We start from the raw sequence: 23,333 nt of genomic DNA on the forward strand, positions 1-23,333 counted from the left end.
ACACGCACATGCCCCCCACAGCAGAGTCCGAGATCATCCGATACAGCTACGACGTCGTGGTGATCGGAGCGGGCGGCGCCGGACTGCGCGCCGCCATCGCCGCCCGAGAGCAGGGCAAGCGCACCGCGATCATCTCCAAGTCCCTCTTCGGCAAGGCGCACACGGTCATGGCCGAGGGCGGTGCCGCGGCCGCCCTGGGAAACACCAACGCCGACGACACCTGGAATGTGCACTTCCGGGACACCATCCGCGGCGGCAAGTTCCTCAACGACCCGCGTATGGCGGAACTCCACGCCCAGGAGGCACCCGAGCGCATCCTCGAACTCGAGTACTGGGGCGCGCTGTTCGACCGCACCGGTGACGGACGGATCAGCCAGCGCAACTTCGGCGGGCACGAGTACCCGAGGCTCGCACACGTGGGCGACCGCACCGGGCTGGAAATGATCCGCACGCTGCAACAGCGGATCGTGGCGCTCCAGCAGGCCGACGCCGCCGAGTGCGGCGACCTCGACGCCCGGCTCAGGGTGTTCGCGGAGACCGCGGTGACCAGCCTGATCCGGGACCCGAACGGCGAGGGGAGGATCCTGGGCGCCTTCGGCTACCGGCGGGTGGACGGCGGTTTCGTACTGTTCGAGGCACCCACCGTCATCCTCGCCACCGGCGGTATCGGCAAGGCCTTCCAGACCACCTCCAACTCCTGGGAGTACACCGGGGACGGTCACGCCCTGGCCCTCCGCGCCGGAGCCTCGCTCATCAACATGGAGTTCGTCCAGTTCCACCCCACCGGGATGGTCTGGCCGCCTTCGGTGAAGGGCATTCTCGTCACCGAGTCCGTGCGCGGTGACGGCGGTGTGCTGCGCAACTCCGAGGGCGAACGGTTCATGTTCGGCTACGTGCCCGATGTCTTCCGGTCCCAGTACGCGGAGACCGAGGACGAGGCGGACGGCTGGTACAAGGACCCCGGCAACCACCGCAGGCCCCCTGAGCTGCTGCCGCGAGACGAGGTGGCCCGAGCGATCAACAACGAGGTCAAGGAGGGCCGGGGGTCCCCGCACGGGGGCGTGTTCCTGGACGTGTCATCGCGGCTGCCCGCCGAGGAGATCGAGCGGCGGCTGCCGTCGATGCACCACCAGTTCAAGGAGCTGGCGGACGTGGACATCACCGCGGAACCCATGGAGGTCGGCCCGACCTGCCACTACGTGATGGGCGGGGTCCGGGTGGACGCCGATACCGCTGCGTCGGACGTTCCGGGGCTGTTCGCCGCCGGGGAGGTCGCGGGCGGGATGCACGGGTCCAACCGTCTGGGCGGCAATTCGCTGTCCGACCTGCTTGTGTTCGGGCGCCGGGCCGGGCTGGGCGCCGCGGACTACGTGGACGGGCTGGGCGGCGAGGCCGCCCCGGAGGGGGTCCTGGACCGTGCCGCGGCGCAGGAGGTCGATTCCTCGCTGGCCCCGCTCAAGCAGGGCGACGGGGAGAACCCGTACACGCTCCACACCGAACTCCAGGAGGCCATGAACGACCTGGTGGGGATCATCCGCAAGGGCTCTGAGATGGAGAAGGCCCTGGAGCGGCTGGCCGCGCTTTCCGAGCGGGTCGAGGTGCTCAGCGCGCCCGGGGACCGGGTGTACAACCCCGGATGGCACCTCGCGCTGGCCCTGCCGAACATGCTCCTGGTGTCCGAGGCGGTCACCCGCGCCGCACTGGAGCGCACCGAGTCGCGCGGCGGGCACACCCGCGACGACTTCCCGGAGATGTCGGCCGCGTGGCGCCGGGTGAACCTGGCTGCTCGGGCCGTCGACGGCCGGGTGGTGCTGACCCGGCGCCCTGTCGCGGACATCCCCGCCACACTGCTCTCCCTGTTCGACCGGGACGAGCTGGCCAAGTACCTGACCGAGGAGGAGCTGCCCGACGCCCGGGACACCGTAGGGGCGGCAGACAGCGACGCGGCGGACACGACCGAGGAGGAAACGTCATGAGTGAGCGGACGTTCCGGGTATGGCGCGGATCGGACGAGGGCGAACTGACCGAGTACCGGGTGGAGGTGAACGAGGGCGAGGTCGTGCTGGACGTACTGCACCGCCTCCAGGCCACCCAGACCCCCGACATGGCGGTCCGGTGGAACTGCAAGGCGGGCAAGTGCGGTTCGTGCTCGGTGGAGATCAACGGTCAACCGCGCCTGTCGTGCATGACTCGGATGAGCGTGTTCGAGGACGACGAGGTCATCACCGTGACGCCGATGCAGACCTTCCCGGTCATCCGGGACCTGGTGTGCGACGTGTCGTACAACTATGAGAAGGCGCGGGAGATCCCTTCGTTCACCCCGGACCCGAACTTGTCACCTGGCGACTTCCGGATGAAGCAGGTGGACGTGGAGCGCTCACAGGAGTTCCGCAAGTGCATCGAGTGCTTCCTGTGCAACAACGTGTGCCACGTGATCCGAGACCACGAGGAGAACAAGGAGCACTTCTCGGGACCCAGATACCTCATGCGGGTCACCGAGCTGGAGATGCACCCGGAGGACACCGCCGACCGGCGCAAGATCGCCCAGGACGAGTTCGGGATGGGCTACTGCAACATCACCAAGTGCTGCACGGAGGTGTGCCCCGAGGGGATCAGGATCACCGACAACGCGCTGATCCCCCTCAAGGAGAGGGTGGTGGACCGGAAGTACGACCCGTTGGTGTGGCTGGGGTCCAAGATCGGTGTCCGCCCGAAGGACACCCCGATCGCACCGAACACCCGCCGACCGGCGGACGAGGACTAACCCGCACCCGGCATTGAGGCCCGGGAAGGGACCCGTCCCCAGCTCGGGAGACCTCCCGCGTCCCGCACCCTCCTCTTCGTCTGGAGGGTGCGGGGGCAGTTGACTGGCGCCGCGCTCCACGCAGTTTCCCCTCGTGGGCATGGTTGCGCTGTGCGTTCAAGTCAGCGCGCAGCACCACACCACAACCCCGGCAGACGAGCGGTTTGGGGTTTGCTGTTACCCCGGGGTCCGTGCGGGTGGACTCCGTGGAGGTGGGGCATGGTTGGCCGCCTGGGCCCGTCCCGCCCTCCTCGGGACCACGCGCGGCCCGGCCCCGGCTCAGAAACCGCGGCTGGCCCACTCGTCGACCTGGGCGGCGGCTTCCGCGACCGTGGTGGACTCGCCGTGGCCGGGGTGCACGACGGTGTCGCCCGGCAGCGTGGCGAGCTGGTCCCGGATGGAGGCGATGATCGTCGGGAAGTCCGACGCGTGCTGACCGGTGGCCCCGGGGCCGTCGGGGAAGAGGGTGTCCCCGCTGAAGACCACCCCCAGCTCCGGGGCGTGCAGGGAGACCCCGCCCGGGGTGTGGCCGGGGGTGTGCAGGACGTTCAGCTCCACGTCCCCGGCACGCAGCACCTCACCGTGCAGCAACGGCGCGTCGGGCTCCCGGTAGGGGTAGACGTGCTGCCACAGCTCCGCGTCGTCGGGGTGCAGAAGGATCGGGCAGTCCGTGAGGTCCGCCAGCGACACCGCCGCGTTGACGTGGTCGCTGTGCCCGTGGGTGCACACGATCGCCATGAGCTCGCGGTCCCCCAGGCCACGGGCGATGCGCTCGTGGTCGTGGGCGGCATCGATCACCACCGCGCTGTCGTCGTTGCCGACGATCCACACGTTGTTCTCGACTTCGGACTCGGCACCCTCAAGGCTGAAGATTCCCGAGGTGCGTAGCCGCTGGACGGGGGAAAGGGAACTCACAGGCTCACCACCTGACGTCTCACGGGGCAGGAATTCTGAGCTTATCCCGACCGAAGCGGCGCGCACACGCGGATCGGCGCCGTTCGGGGGAGTGTCAGATCTCGGGTTGGGGAGTTTGTCGGATGCGGGTCGGTTCGGGGTCGGCCACCCGGGGTCGGGCGCCGGGATTTACGGACTGCCCGCGTCGAAGTCGCGGCGCAGCGCGTAGGGCTGGATGAGGCCGAGGCCGTGTGCGTGCCGGGCGCGGACCTTCACCACTTGGAGGCCTTCCTCTTCGGTCAGGCTCTCGGCGAGCCCGTCATCGACGAGCACCGTGCCGGGCCGGGCGAACGAGGTGAGGCGACTGGAGCGGTTGACCGTGGTGCCGAAGACGTCTCCGTGCAGGGTGAGCACCGGCCCGTAGGCCACACCCACACGGACGTCGGGCACCTCCACGTGCGTTCTGACGCCGTCGGCGAGTCGCAGGGCGATGTCGGCGGCCTGCAGGGGCGAGTCCGCGACGTAGAGCACCTCGTCACCGAGAGTCTTCACCACCCGTCCGCCCCCGGAGGCGACGATGTCGGCGGCCGTCGCCTCGAAGCCCTCCACGACATCGGCGAGTTCGACCTCGTCGAGCTCCCGGCTGAGGGTCGTGAAGGAGACCAGGTCGGCGAAGCCCACGATCAGCGGATAGTAGTTCGGCACGATGTCGTTGCCGCTGGACATGACGGCGAGGGTGCGCGAGGTGGAGGCCGCCAACTGGCGGCGCCAGATGTGCAGAAGCAGGCGCTCCACGTCCGGCAGGATTTCCTTGACCTGGTTCATCAGCGGGTTCGCCCCGGCCTCGCCGTTGCCCTCCTGGAAGATGAGGGTGCTGAGGATGCTGGTCTGCCAGTCGGCCAGGCGTGCCATGGTCTGCCCCATGGCGCGGGCGAAGCGGACCACGCCCTCCTCGTCGAGGATGCCCTCCTGCAGCAGGGAGTTGGTGATGCGCAGGGCCTCGACATCACTCTCGGCGAAGATGACCGAGTCGTCACCGAGGGTCGGGAAACCCAGGGCGCGCCAGACGCGACCGGCCAGCTCAGGATCGGCTCCGGCGAGCTCGACCGCCTGTTCCCTGGTGTAGACCGCCTCACCACCGAGCAGGACGGACTCGATCGCTTTCGGGTCAGGACGCGACGGCATACGTTCTCTTTCACGGGACCTTCCCCGCCGGGGCGGGGATCAATCACTTTGTCACCGGCACGCGGGCAGGGTGCCGTTTCCACTTCAGCTTACGCCCGGGCCCCGTGGGGACGGAGGCAGCGTGCGCCCGCTGAGCGGCTGGTCAGCTCTGTGGCCCCGGAGGGAACTCCCGCCGCTGGGCCGCGTTGACCTGGCGGTAGATCTCGGACTGGAACCACTGGGGTCTCGGCACCCGCTGGAGGAGCATGCTCTCCTGCTCGGACGCCGACTTAATGGACAACGTTCCGTACCGCATGATCCGTTCCCAGAGCGAGATGTTGAAGGAAACGTCGTTGACCCTGGTCAATGGCATGTCGCGCCCCTGCTTGGAAATGATCCCCTCCCGGATCATCAGCCGCCGGTTGGTGAGGATGTAGACCGTGGTCGACCACTTCAGCATGGGGACGAGCCAGAAGGCCAAGGCGGCGACGGCCCCCACGGCCACCACGATGCCCGCGGCGATCATGCTCCACTCCTCGTTCCAGGGCATGAAGAAGAGCGCTGTGCCCACCACCCCGATGATCAGGAGCAGTGCCACGAACTCGCCCGCGAGGAGGGTCCAGTGCTGCCGTGCGACGTAGACGAGTTCCTCGTCGTCGGAGAGATAACGGTCCGCGATAGCCATAACGGTGATGATGGCACAAGCCGCCCCCACGCGGGAGAGGCGGGAATTGCCCTGTGGACGGCCGGCTCCGGCACCGAAACGCCGATACGTGCTGGCTCAGCCCCGGGCTCAGTCCCCGGGGCGGACGTGCACGACGTCGCCGGCGCTGAGCGGCCGGTCCCCCTCCGGGCCGGCCACCACCAGCCGCGCCTCGGCGTCGACGCCGGTCGCGGTGCCCTCGAGTACACGGTCGTCGGGCAGGTGCACGCGGACGCGGCGCCCGATCGTGACGCACGTGTCCCGGTACTCGGAAGCCAGACCGCTGGCCTCGGCGTCGCCGTCCGCCCGGGTCCAGGCGGTGTAGCGCTCCTCGAACCCGGTCAGGACAGCGCTGAGCAGGGCGTCCCGGTCGACGCCGGGCGCGCCCTCGGCACGCAGGGAGGTCGCGGACTCCACGGGGAGGTCCGCGCGCTCCTGAGAGACGTTGAGTCCCATCCCCACCACGATGCCCGGCCGCGCGGAGTCGGAGAAGTCGGCCTCGGCGAGGATCCCGGCGAGCTTGCCGTCCCCCCGCTCTGAGGGGACGAGCACGTCGTTGGGCCACTTCAGCATCGCCTTGAGCCCGGTCACCCCGTGCACGGCAGCTGCGGCGGACACCCCCATGAGCGCGGACAGCCACCCAAGGCTGGCGATCGGCACCGCGGGCCGCAGCAGCACGGAGAAGGTCAGGGCGACCCGTGCCGGTGTGGTGAACCCGCGCCCCAGCCTTCCCTTGCCCGCGGTCTGGTGCTCGGTGGCCAACACGGTCCCCTCAGGCGCCCCGTCCTTGGACCGGGCGACCAGGTCGGTGTTGGTGGACCCTGCCTCGGGCGCCACTTCCACGCTCCGCCAGAGACCGCCCGGCCGCACGGCGGCGGCCTCGATCGCGGCCCGGCCCAGAGGAGGGATTTCGGAGAAGGGTTCGCTGGTCATGGGTCCATTACAGCAGCCCGGAAATCCGCTGTGGAAACCCGTGTGCGCGATGAGGGCACCGGTTACGCTAAAACCACCACATCGGTGATCGTGCACCGCCACGTTCAGCTACCGGAGGTGACGCGACAGATGGCTATCGCGGAATCGGGTTCGGAGACTGCCATCGGTATGCCGTCTCACTGGGAGCTCATGTTGCGCGCCTGGGAAGAGCTGGACCTGCCTGAAGGTTGGCGGGCCGAGATCATCGAAGGCGGCCTATTTCTTGTGAGCCCACCGAAACCGGAGCACAGCCACATCGTTTGGCTGATCAACAAAGCCCTCATGACCGAGGTCCTTCGCGGCGGCAGTGCTCTCGCAGATGCTGAAGTGCATCAAACCGTTGATCTTCGAGTGCCGCTGCGAACCAGTCTGTTCATCCCTGACCTCATGGTGCTCCCCTACTCCGTCCTCGAGTACGACCCGGAAAGCATGATGTCCGACGTCCTTCTGGCGGTCGAGGTCACGTCCAAGAGCACTGCAGACCGGGACCGCAAGCCCAAACTCTGGGGTTATGCACACGCCGGCGTTCCCCTGTACCTGCTGGCAGACCGCTGGGACCCCCAGAGCGGCACGGGCGAGGTCACCCTTTTCTCCGAGCCGGAGAACGGCCGCTATACCAGCATCACCAAAGTGCCGTTCGGCAAGGAGATCCACCAGCCCGCGCCGTTCGACCTCACCATCGACACCAGCCGCTTCCCGGTCTGAACCGCACGCCTCGAGTACAGCGGGCCCCGCACCCTTGCCCGGGTACGGGGCCCGACTGATGCGGTACGGGCGGGGTCAGCCGGTGTTCTGCAATCCGGCGGCCACCCCGTTGACGGCCAGCAGGAGCAGGCGCTCCAGGTGCTGCTGGTCCTGCTCGGACAGGGCCTCCGACTCCTCGCCGCGCAGGGCCTCCAGCGCGCGGAGCTGGAGGTGGCTCAGCGCGTCCACGTACGGGTTGCGCAGGTCCACGGCGCGCGACAGGATCGCGCGGTTCTCCAGCAGACGGCTGTGCCCGGTCACCTTCAGAACCAGGTCCCGGGTCAGGTCGTACTCCCGCAGGACCGTCTCGGTCAGCTCGGGGCGGTCACCGAGGGCCAGGTAGCGCTCGGCGATGGTGCGGTCGGTCTTGGCCAGGCTCATCTCCGCGTTGTCCAGCAGCGACGCGAAGAGCGGCCACTCGCGGTAGGCGGCCTGCAAGGTGGGCAGGTCGCCGACGGCGGCCAGTCCGGTACCGAGGCCGAACCAGCCGGGCAGGTTCACGCGGGTCTGCGTCCAGGCGAACACCCACGGGATCGCCCGGAGGTCGCCGAGGCCCTTGGCGGCACTCCTGCGGGACGGGCGGGAGCCCAGACGGAGCTCTCCGAGCTCCTCCAACGGGCTGACCTGCGAGAACCATCCGGCGAAGCCCTCGGTGTTGATGAGTCCGAGGTAGGCCTCCTGGGCCGCGGCGGCGACGGTGTCGGCGTAGGGCCGGTAACGCTCGGCCGCGGTGCGTTCGCGCTCTTGGACGGTGTCGGTGGAGGCCATCAGGACGGCGTGGCCGACCTGCTCGATGTGGCGCTGCGCGATCGCGGACTGGCCGTAGCGGGCGAAGATGACCTCGCCCTGCTCGGTGACCTTGAAGCGGCCGCCGACCGAGCCCGGGGCCTGGGCCAGCAGGGCCCGGCTGGCCGGGCCGCCGCCCCGCCCCAGGGAACCGCCGCGGCCGTGGAAGAGGGTGAGCCGCACGTCGTTCTCGCCGGCCCACTGGGACAGCCGGGCCTGGGCGTCGTACAGGCGCAGGGTGGCGCTCACCGGCCCCACGTCCTTGGCCGAGTCGCTGTAGCCGAGCATGACCTCCACGCGGCGGTGGTTGTCGGCTAGGCGCTGACGGACCGGGGGCAGGTCGAGCATCCCGGCCAGCACCCGGGGTGAGGCCTCCAAGTCGGCGCCGGTCTCGAAGAGCGGGATGACGTCCAGTACGGGCACCCGCTTGGGCGGCAGGGCGTACGTGGCCAGCTTGTACACGGCCTCGATGTCGGCGGCCGAACGGGTGAAGCTGACGATGTAGCGGCGGCAGGCCTCCACCCCGAAGCGCTCTTGGATCCAGGACACGGTGCGCAGGGTGTTGAGGACCTCCTCGGTGCGCTCCGAGCGCGGACCGCCGGCCTCCAGTTCGGCGAGCGCGGCGGCGTGGACCTCGCTGTGCTGGCGGATCTCCAGCTCGGCCAGGTGGAAGCCGAAGGTCTCGGCCTGCCAGACCAGGTGCTGGAGTTCGCCGTAGGCCTGGCGGTTGGCCCCCGCCTCGGCCAGCGACCCCTGGACCAGCCGTAGGTCGGCGAGGAAGTCCTCGGCCGCGGGGTAGGCGAGGTCGGCGTCGCGCTCACGGGTCGCGCGGAGCCGGGCGGCGGCCAGCAGCAGGAGCTGGCGGTGCGGCTCGTTGGGCGACCGTTTGGTGATTTCGCCCATCAGTGCGGGGTGTCCGGCCTTGGCCTCGGAGATGGTGTCCAGCAGCGCGGAGCCAGCCGGGGTGAGGTTGGAGTAGGTGGTGAGGTTGCGTGCGAGCCGTCCGCAGGCGGCCTCCAGGCCGCGGAGCACGTGCTCGGACTGGATGGTCACCGCCTCGCGGGTCACTTCGTGGGTGACGAAGGGGTTGCCGTCGCGGTCGCCGCCGATCCAGCTGCCGTAGCGGACGAAGGGCTTGGCGCTCGGAGCGCGGGTGCCGGTTCCCTCAGGGTCGATGGCGGCGTCGAGCGTCCGGTAGACCTTCGGGATGGTGTCGAAGATCGTCTCGTCGAAGGCGGCGAGTGCGGTGCGGACCTCGTCGAGCGGGTCCAGCTTGGTGTAGCGCAGCTGCGAGGTGCGCCAGAGCAGGTCGATCTCCTCGATGAGGCGCCGGTGCGCCTCGGCCGCCGCACTGCTGCCCTCGTGCGCGGAGTGCCAGGCGTCGAGCTGGGAGCTGATCCGCAGGATCGAGGTGGACACGGCGCGCCGCCGTGCCTCGGTCGGGTGGGCGGTGAGCACCGGGTGGAACTCCATGCCCTCGACCAGTTCGCGGAGGCGCTCATCACCGCCGCCGGTCTCGCGGACGGCGCGAACCGCGGCGGCGAGGGACTCGCTGGACGGGTTCGCCGCGTCGTCGCGCTCGCGGAGGGCGCGCATGCGCTGGTGCTCCTCGGCCAGGTTGGCGAGGTGAAAGTAGACCGTGAAGGCGCGGGCCACCTGCTTGGCGCGTTCCAGGGGCCAGGCGCCGACGAGCCCGGTGATCTCGTCGGTGGTGACCGAGCCGTCCCGGGCCCCGATCACCGCGTGGCGGAGTTTCTCGACATCGGCGAGCAGACCCTCGCCGCCGCTTTCAGCGAGGACCGTTCCGAGCATCTCGCCGAGCAGTTTGACGTCATTCCGGAGCTGTTCAGGAACTTCCTGCCGGGCACTGTCTCTTTCTGCGCTTACCGCTGTCATGGGGTCGACCCTACCGAGTTCACCTCCGGCGACTCGTGCTCGGGGTTGGATTCGATCGTCTTTGCCGCCGCGTTAACAATTGTTCCGGATCGGTCCGAATTCACAGCGACTCACGCCTTTCCGGATACTCGGAGTGCCTTTTGCACCCCGTCGCCCCGAGGCCCGGCCCCCTGGCGGGCGACACGCGCCGACCAGTAACCGTGGGCCAGGTGCCGGACTCCAAGACCCTCGAAGCTAACCTGAGCAGTTATGGCCACAGAAGCCCCTGAACCGCTGTCCGCGTCTGAGATCGACATCCACACGACCGCGGGAAAGCTCGCCGACCTGCAGCGACGCAGGTACGAAGCCGTCCACGCCGGGTCCGCGCGAGCCGTGGAGAAACAGCACGCCAAAGGCAAGATGACCGCCCGCGAGAGGATCGACGCGCTGCTCGATCCGGGCTCGTTCGTCGAGTTCGACTCGCTGGCCCGGCACCGCTCGACCAGCTTCGGGTTGGAAGCCACCCGCCCCTACGGGGACGGCGTCGTGACCGGCCACGGAACCGTCGACGGCCGCCCCATCGCCGTGTTCAGCCAGGACTTCACCGTCTTCGGTGGGTCACTCGGCGAGGTCTACGGTGAGAAGATCTGCAAGGTCCTCGACCACGCCCTCCAGAACGGGTGCCCCGTCGTGGGCATCAACGAGGGCGCCGGCGCACGCATCCAGGAGGGTGTGGTCGCGCTCGGCCTGTACGCGGAGATCTTCAAGCGCAACACCCACGCCTCGGGGGTGATCCCGCAGATCTCCCTGATCATGGGTGCCACCGCCGGCGGGCACGTCTATTCCCCCGCCCTCACCGACTTCATCGTGATGGTCGACGAGACCTCGCAGATGTTCATCACCGGGCCCGACGTCATCAAGACGGTCACCGGTGAGGACGTCTCCATGGAGGAGCTGGGCGGCGCCAACACGCATGCCACCAAGTCGGGGGTGGCCCACTACCAGGGCGCCGACGAGCAGGACGCGATCGAGTACGTCCAGTCCCTGCTGTCGCACCTGCCCGACAACAACCTCGAGGAGGCCCCGCACCTGGCCCCCGAGGAGGAACCGGGTGCGGAGACCACCGACGCCGACCTGGCCCTCGACACCTTCATCCCGGACTCCGCCAACCAGCCCTACGACATGAAGACGGTCATCGGTTCGGTCTTCGACGACGGTGACTTCCTCGAGGTGCACTCCAAGTACGCCACCAACATGGTGGTGGGTTACGGCCGGGTGTCCGGCCAGTCCGTGGGGGTCGTCGCCAACCAGCCGATGAGCCTGGCCGGTTGCCTGGACATCGACGCCTCCGAGAAGGCAGCGCGGTTCGTGCGCACCTGCGACGCCTTCAACATCCCCGTGCTGACCTTCGTGGACGTGCCCGGATTCCTTCCCGGAACCGACCAGGAGTGGGACGGCATCATCCGCAGGGGCGCCAAGCTCCTGTACGCGTACGCCGAGGCCACGGTGCCCATGATCACCGTGATCACCCGCAAGGCCTTCGGCGGTGCCTACGACGTGATGGGTTCCAAGCACCTCGGCGCCGACATCAATCTGGCCTGGCCCACCGCGCAGATCGCGGTCATGGGGGCGCAGGGCGCGGTCAACGTCCTGCACCGGCGGACCCTCGCCAAGGCCGACGACGTCGAGGCCGAGCGCGCCCGCCTCGTCCGCGAGTACGAGGACACCCTGCTGAACCCCTACTCGGCGGCCGAGCGCGGCTACGTCGACGGGGTGATCATGCCCTCCGAGACCAGGGTCCAGGTGACCAAGGCGCTGAAGGCACTGCGCAACAAGCGCAAGCAGCTGCCGCCCAAGAAGCACGGGAACATCCCGCTGTGACCGCGCCGACGAACCCACCGCACCTGGTCGTGGTCCGCGGCGAGCCCACTGAGGAGGAGCTTGCGGTGCTCACCGCCGTGCTCAGCGCCCGTGCGGCGGCCGCCCGTGCCGCCGCCGAGGCGCCTGAGCCGCGGCGGAACACCTCCGGCTGGCGGGACCGTTCACGCGGCCTGCGCGCTCCCCTGCGTCCCGGCCCCGGTGCCTGGCGCCTGAGCACGAGGTGACCCCCTCCGTGCTCTCCCGTTTTCTAGACTCTTCGTTGAGCGGTCGGCGCGTGATCCGCTCCGCGCCCCAGCTGGAGGTTTTCCACCGTGCGTAAAGTTCTGATCGCCAACCGCGGCGAGATCGCCGTGCGCATCGCCCGCGCCTGTCGCGACGCCGGTATCGCCAGCGTCGCGGTCTACGCCGAACCCGACCTGGACGCCCTGCACGTCAAGATCGCCGACGAGGCCCACGGCCTCGGCGGCGCCACACCCGCCGACTCCTACCTGGACATCGGCAAACTCCTGGACATCGCCGCCCGCTCCGGCGCCGACGCGGTCCACCCCGGCTACGGCTTCCTGGCCGAGAACGCCGACTTCGCCCAAGCGGTCACCGACGCCGGGCTGACCTGGATCGGTCCGCCCCCGGCCGCGATCAACGCGCTGGGCGACAAGGTCCAGGCCCGCCACATCGCCCAGAAGGTCGGCGCCCCGCTGGTGGCCGGCACCCCCGACCCGGTCGAGTCGGCCGAGGAGGTCGTGGCCTTCGCCCAGGAGCACGGGCTGCCGATCGCGATCAAGGCGGCCTTCGGCGGCGGCGGGCGCGGCCTCAAGGTCGCCTACTCCCTGGAGGAGGTCACCGACGCCTACGAGTCCGCGGTGCGCGAGGCGGTCACCGCGTTCGGTCGCGGCGAGTGCTTCGTCGAGCGCTACCTGGACAAGCCCCGGCACGTGGAGACCCAGTGCCTGGCCGACTCCCATGGCAACGTCGTGGTCGTCTCCACCCGGGACTGCTCCCTCCAGCGGCGCCACCAGAAGCTGGTGGAGGAGGCCCCGGCCCCGTTCCTGTCCGCGGACCAGGTGGAGCGCCTGTACTCCTCCTCCAAGGCCATCCTGGCCGAGGCCGGCTACGTGGGCGCGGGCACGTGTGAGTTCCTGGTCGGGGTGGACGGCACCATCTCCTTCTTGGAGGTCAACACCCGTCTGCAGGTCGAGCACCCGGTGACCGAGGAGGTCACGGGGATCGACCTGGTGCGGGAGATGCTGCGCATCGCCGACGGCGAGGAGCTGGGCTACGGCGACCCCGAGATCCGAGGGCACTCCTTCGAGTTCCGGATCAACGCCGAGGACGCGGGCCGGAACTTCATGCCCGCCCCGGGCACCATCACCGAGTTCGTCCTTCCCGGCGGGCCGGGTGTGCGGGTGGACACCGGCTGCGAGGCCGGGTTCACCGTGCCGCAGGCCTTCGACTCCATGGTCGCCAAGCTGATCGTGACCGGGCGGACCCGCACCGAGGCGCTGGCGCGCTCCAAGCGGGCCCTGGCCGAGTTCACGGTGGGCGGTATGCCCACGGTGATCCCCTTCCATGAAGCCGTCGTGGCCGACCCCGCGTTCGCCCCGGCCGATCCGGTACAGGCTTTCGGGGTGTACACGCGGTGGATCGAGAGCGAGTTCGACAACCGGATCGAGCCCTGGTCCGGCGAGGCGGGCACCGCCGAGGAGACCGAGCGCGAGACCGTGACGGTGGAGGTGGGCGGCAAGCGCATCGACGTGGTCCTGCCCGCCTCCCTGGGTGTTTCCGCCGCCGGTGCCGGGGCCGAGGCCGGGAGCGGCGGGAAGAAGAAGCGCTCCTCGCGCAAGGGTGGCGCTGGCGGGGCCGCCGCCAGCGGGGACTCCCTGGTCTCCCCGATGCAGGGCACCGTAGTCAAGCTCGTGGCCGCCGAGGGCCAGCAGGTCGACGAGGGCGACACGGTGGTGGTGATCGAGGCGATGAAGATGGAGCAGCCGCTGAGCGCCCACAAGGGCGGAACCGTGACCGGACTGAAGGTCGCCGCCGGAGAGACCGTGGCCAACGGCGCGGTGGTCTGCGACATCAAGGACGCATAACGTCGAGCTCACCTAACCTTGGGGCGCCGCCGACCGCTGGCGGTGCCCCAAGGTGTTCAGTATGGACCGAGGGCGGCCAAATTGATGTCGATATCGAAGGGCACCGTGGTCTTCAATACCGCACGGTGGATAGAGGGCCTGCCATATCGGCCGCTGGCCGGATCCAACTCGTGGACGTACACCACCGCGTCGTCCCCGTCCTTCTCTACCCGCCAGAAGTGCGGAATCCCCGCACGTGCGTAGAGCTCCGGCTTGCGTTCCCTGTCCCGGATCTCTGATTCCGGTGAGACGACCTCGACCGCCAGCTCCACGGTTTCCGGAGGGACCCAGGTCTGGTCGAGCTCGTCGAAGACGTCTCGGCGCACCAACAGCAGATCCGGCTCCGGTCGTTGTCGCTTACCCAGTTTGACCGAGAACTCCCGTGCCACGAGGAGGTACTCCGGCACCTGCCTGTCGAGTTCTCGCTCCAGCAGTTTGAGGACGAGCATGTGGAACAACTTCTGGGGGCTCACCAGGACCAGGCTTCCGTCAATGAGTTCGGTGTGCGGCGGAAGATCCGGGATGCGGTCGAGGTCGTCAGCGGTGTATCCGTCCGGCGGCGGCTGGATCAACGACCACTGATCCACGTCATCGGAGACCCGGTTTTCGGACACCGAGGGAACAGACATATCGCCGTCTCCGTTCGTCGGATCGTTCTCGTCGCCCACAGTAGCCATCCCTGTCACCCCGTAGTGGCGCCTTCCACAGATTGTCTCACTCCGTTCCGCCGGACACTCGCGGGTGTTCCCCGACGGGCGAACCGGAACCCGCCCCGCCCTCCGGGGACCCGCACGCGCGAGAGTGATCCTCATCGCGCCCATCACACGGAAGTCCCAGCGTCTCGGGCGTTCTGGCGAGCGTGCCCAAGAAGGGGTGCCGGTTTTGTATGGAAACGGTAAAGAAACTGAGCTATTGTTCTCGACTGTGACGAACATCTGGGGACTGACGCGAAGGTGGCACATCGACCTGTGCCGCTTCAACAGCGACGCGTGTAGCTAGGTACCGCGCGCCCGTGCCGACGCCGGGCAGCGCGCCGCTCACCCTTCCCTTGTCACCTTCTCTCGGTGATGCCCGCTTCCCCTGTGCCGGGACCCGCGGCCCGCCGCGCCGATCCGCGACGCCGTACGCGTGCGCCCGGCCACCCACCTCTGGAGACTCCTTCCGTGTCCGAGCAGACCACCGCTCGAAAGCGCAGGCTGCGCTTTCCGTTCGCCGCCCAGGTGTTCGTGGCCCTCTTCGTCGGCCTGATCCTGGGTTTCGTCGCCTTCCAGATCAGCCCGCCCGACCCCGAGACCGGTGAGGTCACCAACGGCCTCGCCACCGCCTTGGAGCTCATCGGCTCGACGTTCGTCTCGCTGCTGCAGACGATCGTGCCGCCGCTGATCGTCTTGGCGGTCATCTCCTCCATCGCCAATCTGCGCAACGTCTCCAACGCCGCCCGGCTGGCCGGCCAGACCCTGCTCTGGTTCGCCGTCACCGCGCTGGTGTCGGTGGCCATCGCCATCGCCCTGGGCCTGGCCATGCGCCCGGGCGTCAACAGCGGGGTCGACCCGGCCACCGCCGAGGACGTGGGCCGGGAGACCTCCTGGTTGGCCTTCGTCGAAGGCCTGGTCCCCGCCAACTTCCTGGGGCTGGAGGCCACCACCGCGAACGGCGACGGCGACCTCAGCACCACGCTGTCCTTCAACGTGCTCCAGCTGATCGTCATCGCCGTGGTGCTGGGCATCGCCGCGGTGAAGGTTGGCAAGCCCGCGGAGCCGTTCATCAACTTCGCCGCCTCCGCGCTGGAGGTCGTGCTCAAGGCCCTCTGGTGGGTCATCCGCCTGGCACCGATCGGCACCGTCGGCCTGCTGGGCAACGCCGTCTACGCCTACGGCTGGGACACCATGGGCGCGCTCGGGCAGTTCGTCCTGACGATCTACATCGGCTTGGCGCTGGTGCTGTTCGTCGTCTACCCGGTCGTCGCCCGCCTCAACGGGCTCTCCCCCGCCAAGTACTTCAGCGGTGTGTGGCCCGCTGTCCAGCTCGGCTTCGTCTCCCGCTCCTCGCTGGGCACGCTGCCCGTCACGCAGCGGGTCACCGAGCAGAACCTGGGCGTGCCGCGCCACTACTCGGCCTTCGCCGTTCCGTTCGGCGCGACCACCAAGATGGACGGCTGCGCCGCGATCTACCCGGCGATCTCGGCGATCTTCGTCGCCCAGTTCTTCGGCGTCGACCTGGCGATCACCGACTACCTGCTGATCGTCGCGGTCTCCGTCCTGGGCTCGGCCGCCACCGCGGGCACCACCGGCGCCATCGTCATGCTGACCCTGACCCTGTCCACGCTGGGCCTGCCCCTGGAGGGCGTGGGCCTGCTCCTGGCCGTCGACCCGATCCTGGACATGGGCCGCACCGCTGTGAACGTCGCCGGACAGGCGCTCGTCCCGGCGATCGTCGCCAAGCGCGAGGGCATCATCGACACGACCCGGTACAACGCCCCGCGCGGCGGCACCGGCTTCGTTCCGCTCGACGAGCCCGGCACCGCCTCCGCGGAGGAGGCGGCCACCGAGGAGGACGTCGCCACGGCGGACCCCGATCCCCAGGAGGGGTCGGGCCGGGCCCCTGACAGCGATCGGGAGTCCGCTGGTTCGGGGACCAGAAGCTAACCCTCCGATAACGCCACATCACGGGCCCGCCGAAACACCTTCGGCGGGCCCTAGGCGTACCGAACCGACCAGTAGGGTGGCCTACCCAGACCTTGGGAGACAACGGACACACGTGCCCGCCCCTCGGGAACTGTGGACGGCCCCTGTTCGTCCCTGTGGTTAAGGGAGGCGAGAGGAACGACATGTTGCGCCGCTTGGTAACACCCGCAGTGCTGACCGCCGGAATCGCGGCGGCGATGGTGACCGCCGCCGCGGTGCCCGCCGCAGCCGACACAGACACGCAAGCCGAACTACCCGACACCCAGGAGATCGTCGAGGAGTTGGAGAACGACGGAGTCTTCATTGACCCGTCTATCGATGAGGACGTGTTCGGTGCTGCCGAAGAAGGGGCGCTCGAAGCCGCCTCCGACGGTACGGACACACCCGTCTACTACGTGATCCTGCCGTCCGGGGCCGTGGGCTCCGAGGCTGGCCTGGACATGGTCATGGACCCGGTGATGGACGAGGTCGGTGACGGCGCCTACGGTGTCTTCGCCGGCAGCCAAACCTTCGAGGTCCTCTCCCCGAACCTGGAGAACACCGACGCGATCGCGTCGGCCGCCCAGAGCGCCGGAACCACGAACACGGACGGCAGCGCCAACGCCGTCGACACCCTCGTCGCGGTACCTGAGGCGGTCGAGGAGTCCGAGGCCCCCGCAGGTGGCGGCGACTCCGGTCTGGTGCTGCTCGCGATCCTCGTGGCGATCGTCGGTGCCGGTGGCTGGTACGTCTACAACCAACGCAAGAAGCGCGAGGCCGAGAAGGCCAAGCAGATGAGCGAGATCCGGCAGATGGCCACCGAGGACGTCGTCCGGCTCGGCGAGGACGTCTCCCGCCTGGAGATCGACCTGTCCGCCGTGGACGACGCGACCCGCAACGACTACTCGCGGGCCATGGACTCCTACGACCAGGCCAAGGCCCTGCTGGACACCATCGAGGAGCCCGAGCAGATCAGGATGGTGACCGGCGCGCTGGAGGACGGCCGCTACTACATGACCGCCACCCGGGCCCGGATGAACGGCGACCCGGTGCCCGAGCGGCGCGGCCCCTGTTTCTTCAACCCGCAGCACGGTCCGTCCACCGAGGACGTCTCCTGGGCCCCGCCGGGCGGTTCGCCCCGCTCGGTCACCGCGTGCGCGGTGTGCGCCCAGGCCGTGCGGACCGGCGGCCAGCCGGACGTGCGCATGGTCGAGGTCGACGGCGAGCGGCGCCCGTACTACGACGCCGGTCCCGCGTACTCGCCCTACGCTGGCGGCTACTTCGGCATGAACATGATGATGGGCATGTTCACCGGCATGATGATGGGCTCCATGATGGGGTCCATGATGGGCGCCGGCATGATGGGTGGCGGCGCCGAGGACGCTGGCGACATGGGCGGCGGCGACTTCGACGGCGGGGGTGACTTCGGCGGCGGAGGCGACTTCGGGGACTTCGGCGGCTTCGACTTCTAGTCGGCCCCTTCTAGTCGGCCCCGGGCCACGCACCGTCGAGCCGGTCCACGCACCGCAGACGCAGGGCCCCGGGAATCCAGCACTGGTTCAGAGCTGGTTCCCGGGGCCCTTTCGTGTGCCCCGTCGTCGGGGCCCTTACGTCTTCCCCGCGTATCTGCGGGTGCGGCTACTCGGGTGAGGCCAGCATGAGGGAGCGTGCGGCCTCGGTGACGCTGCCGGACAGCGACGGGTACACCGAGAAGGTGTGCGCGATGTCGTCGACGGTCAGGCGCTGCTGGACCGCGATGGACACGCCCAGGATGAGTTCGCTGGCGCGCGGGCCGAGGATGACGCCGCCGAGGACGATGCCAGTGTGCTGGCGGCAGATGAGCTTGACGAAGCCGTCCCTGACCTCGTTCATCTTGGCGCGCGGGTTGGTGCCCAGCGGCAGGGTGACCGTCCGGCCGTCGATCCGGCCGCTGCGCACGTCGTCCTCGCTGGCACCCACGGCGGCCAGTTCGGGGTGGGTGAACACGGTGGAGGCGACGGTGGACAGCTGCAGCGGGGACACGGCCTCACCGAGCGCGTGCCACATGGCGATGCGGCCCTGCATGGCGGCCACGGAGGCCAGCATGTTCACGCCGGTGCAGTCACCCGCGGCGTAGACACCCGGGACGGTGGTGCGGGAGACGCGGTCGACCTCGACGAAACCGCCCTTCCCGAGCCGGACCCCGGCTTCCTCCAGGCCCAGGCCCTCGGTGTTGGGGATCATGCCGACCGTCATCAGGCAGTGGCTGCCCTCGACCTGGCGGCCGTCCGACAGCGTGACCCTGACCCCGTCCTCGGTACGCACCACCGACTCGGCCCGGGTCTGGCTGAGGACGGTCATACCGTGGCGCATGAAGACGTCCTGCAGCACCTCGGCCGCGTCGGAGTCCTGCGTGGGCATGACCAGCTTGCGGGAGGAGACGAGGGTGACGTCCGAACCCAGGGACTGGTAGGCGCTGGCGAACTCGGCGCCGGTGACGCCGGAACCGACCACGATCAGCTTCTCCGGGAGCTCCTCCAGGTCGTAGAGCTGGCGCCAGGTCAGGATGCGCTCGCCGTCGGGAGCGGCAGTGGGGAGTTCACGGGGGTGGGCACCGGTGGCGATGAGGATGACGTCGGCGCGGATGCGGCGTTCGCCGACGGCGACTATGTGCGGGTCGACCAGACGGGCCTCGCCGAAGACGACCTCCACACCCTCCTTGATCAGGCGGGCGCGGGTGTCGTCGGACTGCGCCTGGGCGAGGCGTTTGATCCGCGAGTTGACCTGGTCGATGTCGACCTCGACGGCCGTCCGGTCCTCGGCGGCCTCAGGGATGTGGATGCCCAGGTCGGCGGACTCGCGTACGTACGTGGTGCGCGTGGACGTGGCGATCAGGCTCTTGGAGGGAACGCAGTCGGTCAGGACGCAGGAGCCGCCGATCCCGTCGCGCTCCACCACAGTCACGTCCGCGCCGAGCTGCGCGGCGACCAACGCCGGCTCATAGCCCCCGGGCCCGCCACCGATGATCACGACCTTCGTCACGCTGCTTCACTCCCTCTGCGGGCGGTGCCGCACACCCGTTCCCGGTCCGGGGCGATATTCGGGCATGGCAGGGCACCACCTGGTTTTATCGCTTCCCTCCATTGTCAGCCATGTCAACCACGAAAATCCGCAGGCACCCCGGCACGGGCACGCCCATTGCACGTGCAGGCGCTCACAGAAGACGTCCATGACCTCGGAAAATGCGATGAAGAACACGGAGGACCCGCCTCTGATGTCACCCAAGGTGACACGTATATTCCGCCCTTTGGACACACCGAGTTCCGCTCCGGAACTATTTGATTACAGAGCGGTAGCATCCGACTTGTGAGTGAATCAGAGCAGCCGACCCAGACGACCGGCGAGGCCAAGGAACTGGCGGACTCCGCGGCGAAGGAGTTGCTGACCCGAGCCGGGGCCGACAGCTTCGACGCCTTGGTGGTACTGGGCTCCGGTTGGGCGGGCGCGGCGGACACCCTCGGCACACCCGATATCGAGTTCGACACGACCGAGCTGCCCGGTTTCGTCGCTCCCACCGCGGAAGGGCACAGCGGCAAGGTCCGCAGTATGTGGGTGGGCGAGAAGCGCGTCGCCGTCTTCATGGGGCGCGTGCACGTCTACGAGGGGCACGGGCCGATGGTGGCCACACACGCCGTGCGGACCGGGATCGCCGCGGGCGCACGGATCGCCACACTGACCGGCTCAGCGGGTTCCCTGCGCACCGACTACCAGACCGGCCAACCGGTCATCCTGCGCGACCACGTCAACCTGACCTCGCAGTCCCCGCTGGCGGGCCCCGACTTCGTGGACCTGAGCGAGGCCTACAGCGCACGGCTGCGCCAGATCATCCATGACGTCGACGCGTCGCTGGCCGAGGGCGTCTACGTGGCCACCACGGGGCCGCAGCTGCAGACCCCGGCCGAGCTGAAGGTACTGCGGCAGGCGGGTGCGGACGTGGTGGGCCGCTCGCTCGCTCTGGAGGCGATCGCCGCCGTGGAGATGGGCGCCGAGGTGCTGGGGCTGTCCATCGTCAGCAACGACGCCGTGGGGGGTGTGCTCGAACCCTTCGTGGAGGGACGCGCCCTGGAGATCGTGACGCAACGGGCCAGCAGGCTCGGCGAGCTGCTCAACCGGGTGCTTGCGGCGGCGTGAGGGCCGACGCCCCCGCGGCGAGGGGCCCTGAGGGGCCGGGGATTCCCCGGAGGTTCCGGTCCCCGAGAACGCGAAAAGCCCGGCCGAGGCCGGGCTTTCGTACGCGTCAAGGAAGTTGGGGCACCTTCGACCGGACCGACGTGTCCGGTACCGGCGTGGCGAGCGTACATCCCGAGGCCATGGGATGGACGGCACCGGCCGTGGGCCCGGTCGAAGGCGGTGCTTTCCCCGGTGCCGCTGTCGCGCAGGATCCCCGCAGACCCCGTTGGACTCGCGACCGGCGACACCTTTCCGTTATTCAGTTGAACCGCGCGCGTCGCCCTTGGAAGAAGGTCCGGGTGAGTGGCCATCCGCGCGAAGCCCGCCCACCCGGAACGCTCTCCCTTAGGCATGCCTAACCTAAGCAGAGTCGTGGACCGTCCGTCAACCCCGAACCCCGGAAAGCGGAAGACCCGGTCACCGCGCGGCGTGCGGCGACCGGGTCCGGTCCTGCGGAAAGAGGCTCGGGAAGGCTCAGGCCAGCAGCAACACGGCCAGGAAGAACACCAGGGACGATCCCAGGACCACGATGACCTCGACCGGCACCATCGTCTGCGGGCGCTCCTCCGCGCCCAGCGCGGCCGGCCCCGCCTCGTCGATCTCCTTGATGGGGCCGTCGAGCGGACGCGTCTTGTACCGCTCCGCGTCCCGGCGCAGGTCGCGAGCGACCACGTCGACCGGGCGCATCTGGGCCTCATCCTGTTCGTCGTCGATGTAGCCCGACTCACGGCGCATGTTCTCGCGGACTTTCGCCCGCTTGGTCTCGCGCAGCGGCCAGGAACGGACGACCTCCTGCGGGGTGTGCACCCGCAGGACGTCCACGACGTCCACCCACTGCACGGCCGACCACGGCACGAAGGTCTCCCGCAGCGGGTTGATCACCCGGATGCCGCGCTCCGTGGAGACCACTCTCGGACGCAACCAGGCCACGTAGACCGCGGCGACGCTCAGCACCAGAACGGCCCCGGCGATCCAGGAGGGGCGGCCCTGCCCGCGCAGCAGCAGGTCCAGCAACAGCAGGACCGCGATAACCACCCACACGATCGCCATCACCCTGGCGGACGTGGAGTAGTGCGAAGTGGCCCCGTTGCCGGTTCTGCCCATCAGTGCGTCGCCCACTTGAGCTGAGCGAACCCCGGCTTGATGATCCCGTTGATCAGCGCGAGCCGCTCGTCGAACGGCAGGAATGCCGACTTCATCGCGTTGACCGTGAACCACTGCAGGTCGTCCCAGTCGTAGCCGAAGGCCTCGCTCAGCTTGGCGAACTCCTCCGAGAGGGTGACCCCGCTCTGCAGGCGGTTGTCAGTGTTGACCGTGACCCGGAAGCGCAGGTCGCGCAGGAGCTTGATCGGGTGGTCGGCGATGGAGTCGGCGGCACCGGTCTGCACATTGGAGCTCGGGCACATCTCCAGCGGAACCCGCTTGTCCCGTACGTACTGGGCGAGACGGCCCAGCTGGGGCACGCCGCTGCCGTTCGTGGTGATGTCGTCGATGATGCGCACGCCGTGGCCGAGGCGGTCGCAGCCGCACCACTGGAGGGCCTCCCAGATGGAGGGCAGGCCGAACGCTTCTCCGGCGTGGATGGTGAAGTGGAAGTTCTCCCGGCGCAGGTACTCGAAGGCGTCCAGGTGACGGGTGGGCGGGTTTCCCGCCTCGGCGCCAGCGATGTCGAAGCCGGACACGCCGGAGTCGCGGTGGCGGACCGCCAGCTCGGCGATCTCCGACGAACGGGCGGCGTGCCGCATGGCGGTCACGAGCTGCCCGGTGCGGATGCCCCTACCGGCGTCCGCCGCGCGCTTCTCCCCCAGCTCCAGCCCTTCCTGGACGGCCTCCACGACCTCCTCCAAGCTGAGCCCGCCCTCGAGGTGCTGCTCGGGGGCGTAGCGCAGCTCCGCGTAGACCACGCCGTCGGCGGCGAGGTCCTCCGCGCACTCGGCGGCGACGCGGATCAGGCCGTCCCGGGTCTGCATGACCGCCGTGGTGTGGGCGAAGGTCTCCAGATAGCGCTCCAGGGAACCGGAGTGCGAGGCCTCACGGAACCACTGTCCGAGTTCGGCCGCGTCGTAGGTGGGCAGCTCCGAGTAACCGGACTCGCGGGCCAGCTCGACGATCGTGGCCGGACGCAGCCCGCCGTCGAGGTGGTCGTGCAGGAGCACCTTCGGCGCCCGTCGGATCTGTTCGACTGTGAGTGGCTGGTTCATCCACACAGGATGCCATTGGGCGGGGAGGGCACCGGACACGGCGACGCGAAGTTGCCGAAAATCCGGCAGAAGCCGCCGGTCGAGGCCGGGACGTCACCGGATCGGCGCCGGGCCGACGGCCGAGGGACCGGCCGGGGATCGGGGCAGGAACCGGCCATCTGACGTGTGCCGCGCGGACCTTCAGGCTAGGGCGTGTTCGGTGGATGCTGCCCGTCGAGAAGGTGCTGCGCCGTAGGCGTCCGTTGAGGGTTGGTGGCGGGCGACGGGCAGAAGGCGCCGCGCCGTAGGCGTCCGTTGAGGGTTGGTGGCGGG

At 69.2% G+C, this 23,333-nt stretch carries 18 protein-coding genes; 9 read left to right on the forward strand and 9 right to left on the reverse strand.

Annotated elements, in window-relative coordinates; genetic code table 11:
- Positions 1–8: 8 nt before the first annotated feature.
- Both ACYVD1_RS14305 and ACYVD1_RS14310 read left to right on the forward strand, forming a co-directional pair.
- Positions 9–1,976 carry a fumarate reductase/succinate dehydrogenase flavoprotein subunit gene (locus ACYVD1_RS14305; RefSeq protein ID WP_460772223.1) on the forward strand — a complete coding sequence of 656 codons (1,968 nt, stop codon included), beginning with the start codon at positions 9–11 and terminating at the stop codon, positions 1,974–1,976.
- Positions 1,973–2,764, forward strand: coding sequence for a succinate dehydrogenase/fumarate reductase iron-sulfur subunit (locus ACYVD1_RS14310; protein WP_460772226.1), 792 nt, complete (start codon positions 1,973–1,975; stop codon positions 2,762–2,764). Before ACYVD1_RS14305 ends, ACYVD1_RS14310 begins: the two co-directional genes overlap by 4 nt.
- Positions 2,765–3,082: 318 nt before the next feature.
- On the opposite strand, the gene ACYVD1_RS14315 is transcribed toward ACYVD1_RS14310, so the two are convergent.
- From ACYVD1_RS14315 to ACYVD1_RS14330, 4 genes are all read right to left on the reverse strand, one after another.
- Positions 3,083–3,718 (reverse strand): MBL fold metallo-hydrolase, encoded by a 636-nt coding sequence (locus ACYVD1_RS14315; RefSeq protein ID WP_460772229.1) that lies wholly within the window; start codon positions 3,716–3,718, stop codon positions 3,083–3,085.
- Positions 3,719–3,886: 168 nt separating this feature from the next.
- The gene (locus ACYVD1_RS14320; protein WP_460746518.1) at positions 3,887–4,882 is read right to left on the reverse strand and encodes an adenylate/guanylate cyclase domain-containing protein; all 996 of its coding nucleotides are present in this window, start codon (positions 4,880–4,882) and stop codon (positions 3,887–3,889) included.
- Positions 4,883–5,024: 142 nt separating this feature from the next.
- On the reverse strand, positions 5,025–5,546 hold the full coding sequence (locus ACYVD1_RS14325) for a PH domain-containing protein (RefSeq protein WP_460772231.1): 522 nt from the start codon (positions 5,544–5,546) through the stop codon (positions 5,025–5,027).
- Positions 5,547–5,654: 108 nt separating this feature from the next.
- The gene (locus ACYVD1_RS14330; protein ID WP_460772233.1) at positions 5,655–6,497 is read right to left on the reverse strand and encodes a biotin--[acetyl-CoA-carboxylase] ligase; all 843 of its coding nucleotides are present in this window, start codon (positions 6,495–6,497) and stop codon (positions 5,655–5,657) included.
- Between the two features lie 42 nt (positions 6,498–6,539).
- Here ACYVD1_RS14330 and ACYVD1_RS14335 point away from each other — a divergent pair, with 42 nt between their 5' ends.
- Positions 6,540–7,241, forward strand: a complete 702-nt coding sequence (locus tag ACYVD1_RS14335) for a Uma2 family endonuclease (protein ID WP_460772236.1) — start codon at positions 6,540–6,542, stop codon at positions 7,239–7,241.
- A gap of 75 nt (positions 7,242–7,316) precedes the next feature.
- Here ACYVD1_RS14335 and ACYVD1_RS14340 read toward each other — a convergent pair whose 3' ends face one another.
- Complete coding sequence (locus tag ACYVD1_RS14340; protein WP_460772274.1) at positions 7,317–9,878, reverse strand: phosphoenolpyruvate carboxylase; 2,562 nt, start codon at positions 9,876–9,878, stop codon at positions 7,317–7,319.
- 333 nt (positions 9,879–10,211) lie between these two features.
- Here ACYVD1_RS14340 and ACYVD1_RS14345 point away from each other — a divergent pair, with 333 nt between their 5' ends.
- From ACYVD1_RS14345 to ACYVD1_RS14355, 3 genes are all read left to right on the forward strand, one after another.
- Positions 10,212–11,822 (forward strand): acyl-CoA carboxylase subunit beta, encoded by a 1,611-nt coding sequence (locus ACYVD1_RS14345; protein ID WP_460772239.1) that lies wholly within the window; start codon positions 10,212–10,214, stop codon positions 11,820–11,822.
- Complete coding sequence (locus ACYVD1_RS14350) at positions 11,819–12,046, forward strand: acyl-CoA carboxylase subunit epsilon (protein ID WP_460746526.1); 228 nt, start codon at positions 11,819–11,821, stop codon at positions 12,044–12,046. The genes ACYVD1_RS14345 and ACYVD1_RS14350 overlap by 4 nt, the downstream gene beginning before the upstream one ends.
- An 87-nt stretch (positions 12,047–12,133) precedes the next feature.
- Positions 12,134–13,909, forward strand: coding sequence for an acetyl/propionyl/methylcrotonyl-CoA carboxylase subunit alpha (locus ACYVD1_RS14355; protein ID WP_460772242.1), 1,776 nt, complete (start codon positions 12,134–12,136; stop codon positions 13,907–13,909).
- A gap of 56 nt (positions 13,910–13,965) precedes the next feature.
- On the opposite strand, the gene ACYVD1_RS14360 is transcribed toward ACYVD1_RS14355, so the two are convergent.
- Positions 13,966–14,577, reverse strand: a complete 612-nt coding sequence (locus tag ACYVD1_RS14360) for a Uma2 family endonuclease (RefSeq protein WP_460772277.1) — start codon at positions 14,575–14,577, stop codon at positions 13,966–13,968.
- A gap of 534 nt (positions 14,578–15,111) precedes the next feature.
- On the opposite strand from ACYVD1_RS14360, the gene ACYVD1_RS14365 reads away from it, so the two are divergent.
- Together ACYVD1_RS14365 and ACYVD1_RS14370 are read left to right on the forward strand one after the other, a co-directional pair.
- Entirely contained in the window at positions 15,112–16,593 is a 1,482-nt protein-coding gene (locus ACYVD1_RS14365; RefSeq protein ID WP_460772244.1) for a dicarboxylate/amino acid:cation symporter, read from the forward strand.
- A 209-nt stretch (positions 16,594–16,802) separates the two neighbouring features.
- Positions 16,803–18,083 carry a chemotaxis protein CheA gene (locus ACYVD1_RS14370; RefSeq protein ID WP_460772280.1) on the forward strand — a complete coding sequence of 427 codons (1,281 nt, stop codon included), beginning with the start codon at positions 16,803–16,805 and terminating at the stop codon, positions 18,081–18,083.
- Between the two features lie 166 nt (positions 18,084–18,249).
- On the opposite strand, the gene ACYVD1_RS14375 is transcribed toward ACYVD1_RS14370, so the two are convergent.
- Positions 18,250–19,632: an NAD(P)H-quinone dehydrogenase gene (locus ACYVD1_RS14375; protein ID WP_460772246.1), complete on the reverse strand. Its 1,383-nt coding sequence runs from the start codon at positions 19,630–19,632 to the stop codon at positions 18,250–18,252.
- Between the two features lie 324 nt (positions 19,633–19,956).
- Here ACYVD1_RS14375 and ACYVD1_RS14380 point away from each other — a divergent pair, with 324 nt between their 5' ends.
- Positions 19,957–20,781, forward strand: coding sequence for a purine-nucleoside phosphorylase (locus ACYVD1_RS14380; protein ID WP_460772249.1), 825 nt, complete (start codon positions 19,957–19,959; stop codon positions 20,779–20,781).
- 513 nt (positions 20,782–21,294) lie between these two features.
- Here the strand turns inward: ACYVD1_RS14380 and ACYVD1_RS14385 are convergent.
- Positions 21,295–21,939, reverse strand: a complete 645-nt coding sequence (locus ACYVD1_RS14385; RefSeq protein ID WP_460772251.1) for a PH domain-containing protein — start codon at positions 21,937–21,939, stop codon at positions 21,295–21,297.
- Positions 21,924–23,021: an adenosine deaminase gene (locus ACYVD1_RS14390; RefSeq protein WP_460772254.1), complete on the reverse strand. Its 1,098-nt coding sequence runs from the start codon at positions 23,019–23,021 to the stop codon at positions 21,924–21,926. Before ACYVD1_RS14390 ends, ACYVD1_RS14385 begins: the two co-directional genes overlap by 16 nt.
- Positions 23,022–23,333 lie beyond the last annotated feature (312 nt).

The sequence above is a fragment of the Nocardiopsis nanhaiensis genome (assembly GCF_054778635.1).

What these genes read in the sequence shown, in the direction of transcription:
- ACYVD1_RS14305 (WP_460772223.1), top strand. Translation starts at nt 9, where the DNA reads ATGCCCCCCACAGCAGAGTCCGAGATCATCCGATACAGCTACGACGTC.
- ACYVD1_RS14310 (WP_460772226.1), top strand. Translation starts at nt 1,973, where the DNA reads ATGAGTGAGCGGACGTTCCGGGTATGGCGCGGATCGGACGAGGGCGAA.
- ACYVD1_RS14320 (WP_460746518.1), bottom strand. Translation starts at nt 4,882, where the DNA reads ATGCCGTCGCGTCCTGACCCGAAAGCGATCGAGTCCGTCCTGCTCGGT.
- ACYVD1_RS14325 (WP_460772231.1), bottom strand. Translation starts at nt 5,546, where the DNA reads ATGGCTATCGCGGACCGTTATCTCTCCGACGACGAGGAACTCGTCTAC.
- ACYVD1_RS14330 (WP_460772233.1), bottom strand. Translation starts at nt 6,497, where the DNA reads ATGACCAGCGAACCCTTCTCCGAAATCCCTCCTCTGGGCCGGGCCGCG.
- ACYVD1_RS14340 (WP_460772274.1), bottom strand. Translation starts at nt 9,878, where the DNA reads ATGCTCGGAACGGTCCTCGCTGAAAGCGGCGGCGAGGGTCTGCTCGCC.
- ACYVD1_RS14345 (WP_460772239.1), top strand. Translation starts at nt 10,212, where the DNA reads ATGGCCACAGAAGCCCCTGAACCGCTGTCCGCGTCTGAGATCGACATC.
- ACYVD1_RS14360 (WP_460772277.1), bottom strand. Translation starts at nt 14,577, where the DNA reads ATGTCTGTTCCCTCGGTGTCCGAAAACCGGGTCTCCGATGACGTGGAT.
- ACYVD1_RS14390 (WP_460772254.1), bottom strand. Translation starts at nt 23,021, where the DNA reads ATGAACCAGCCACTCACAGTCGAACAGATCCGACGGGCGCCGAAGGTG.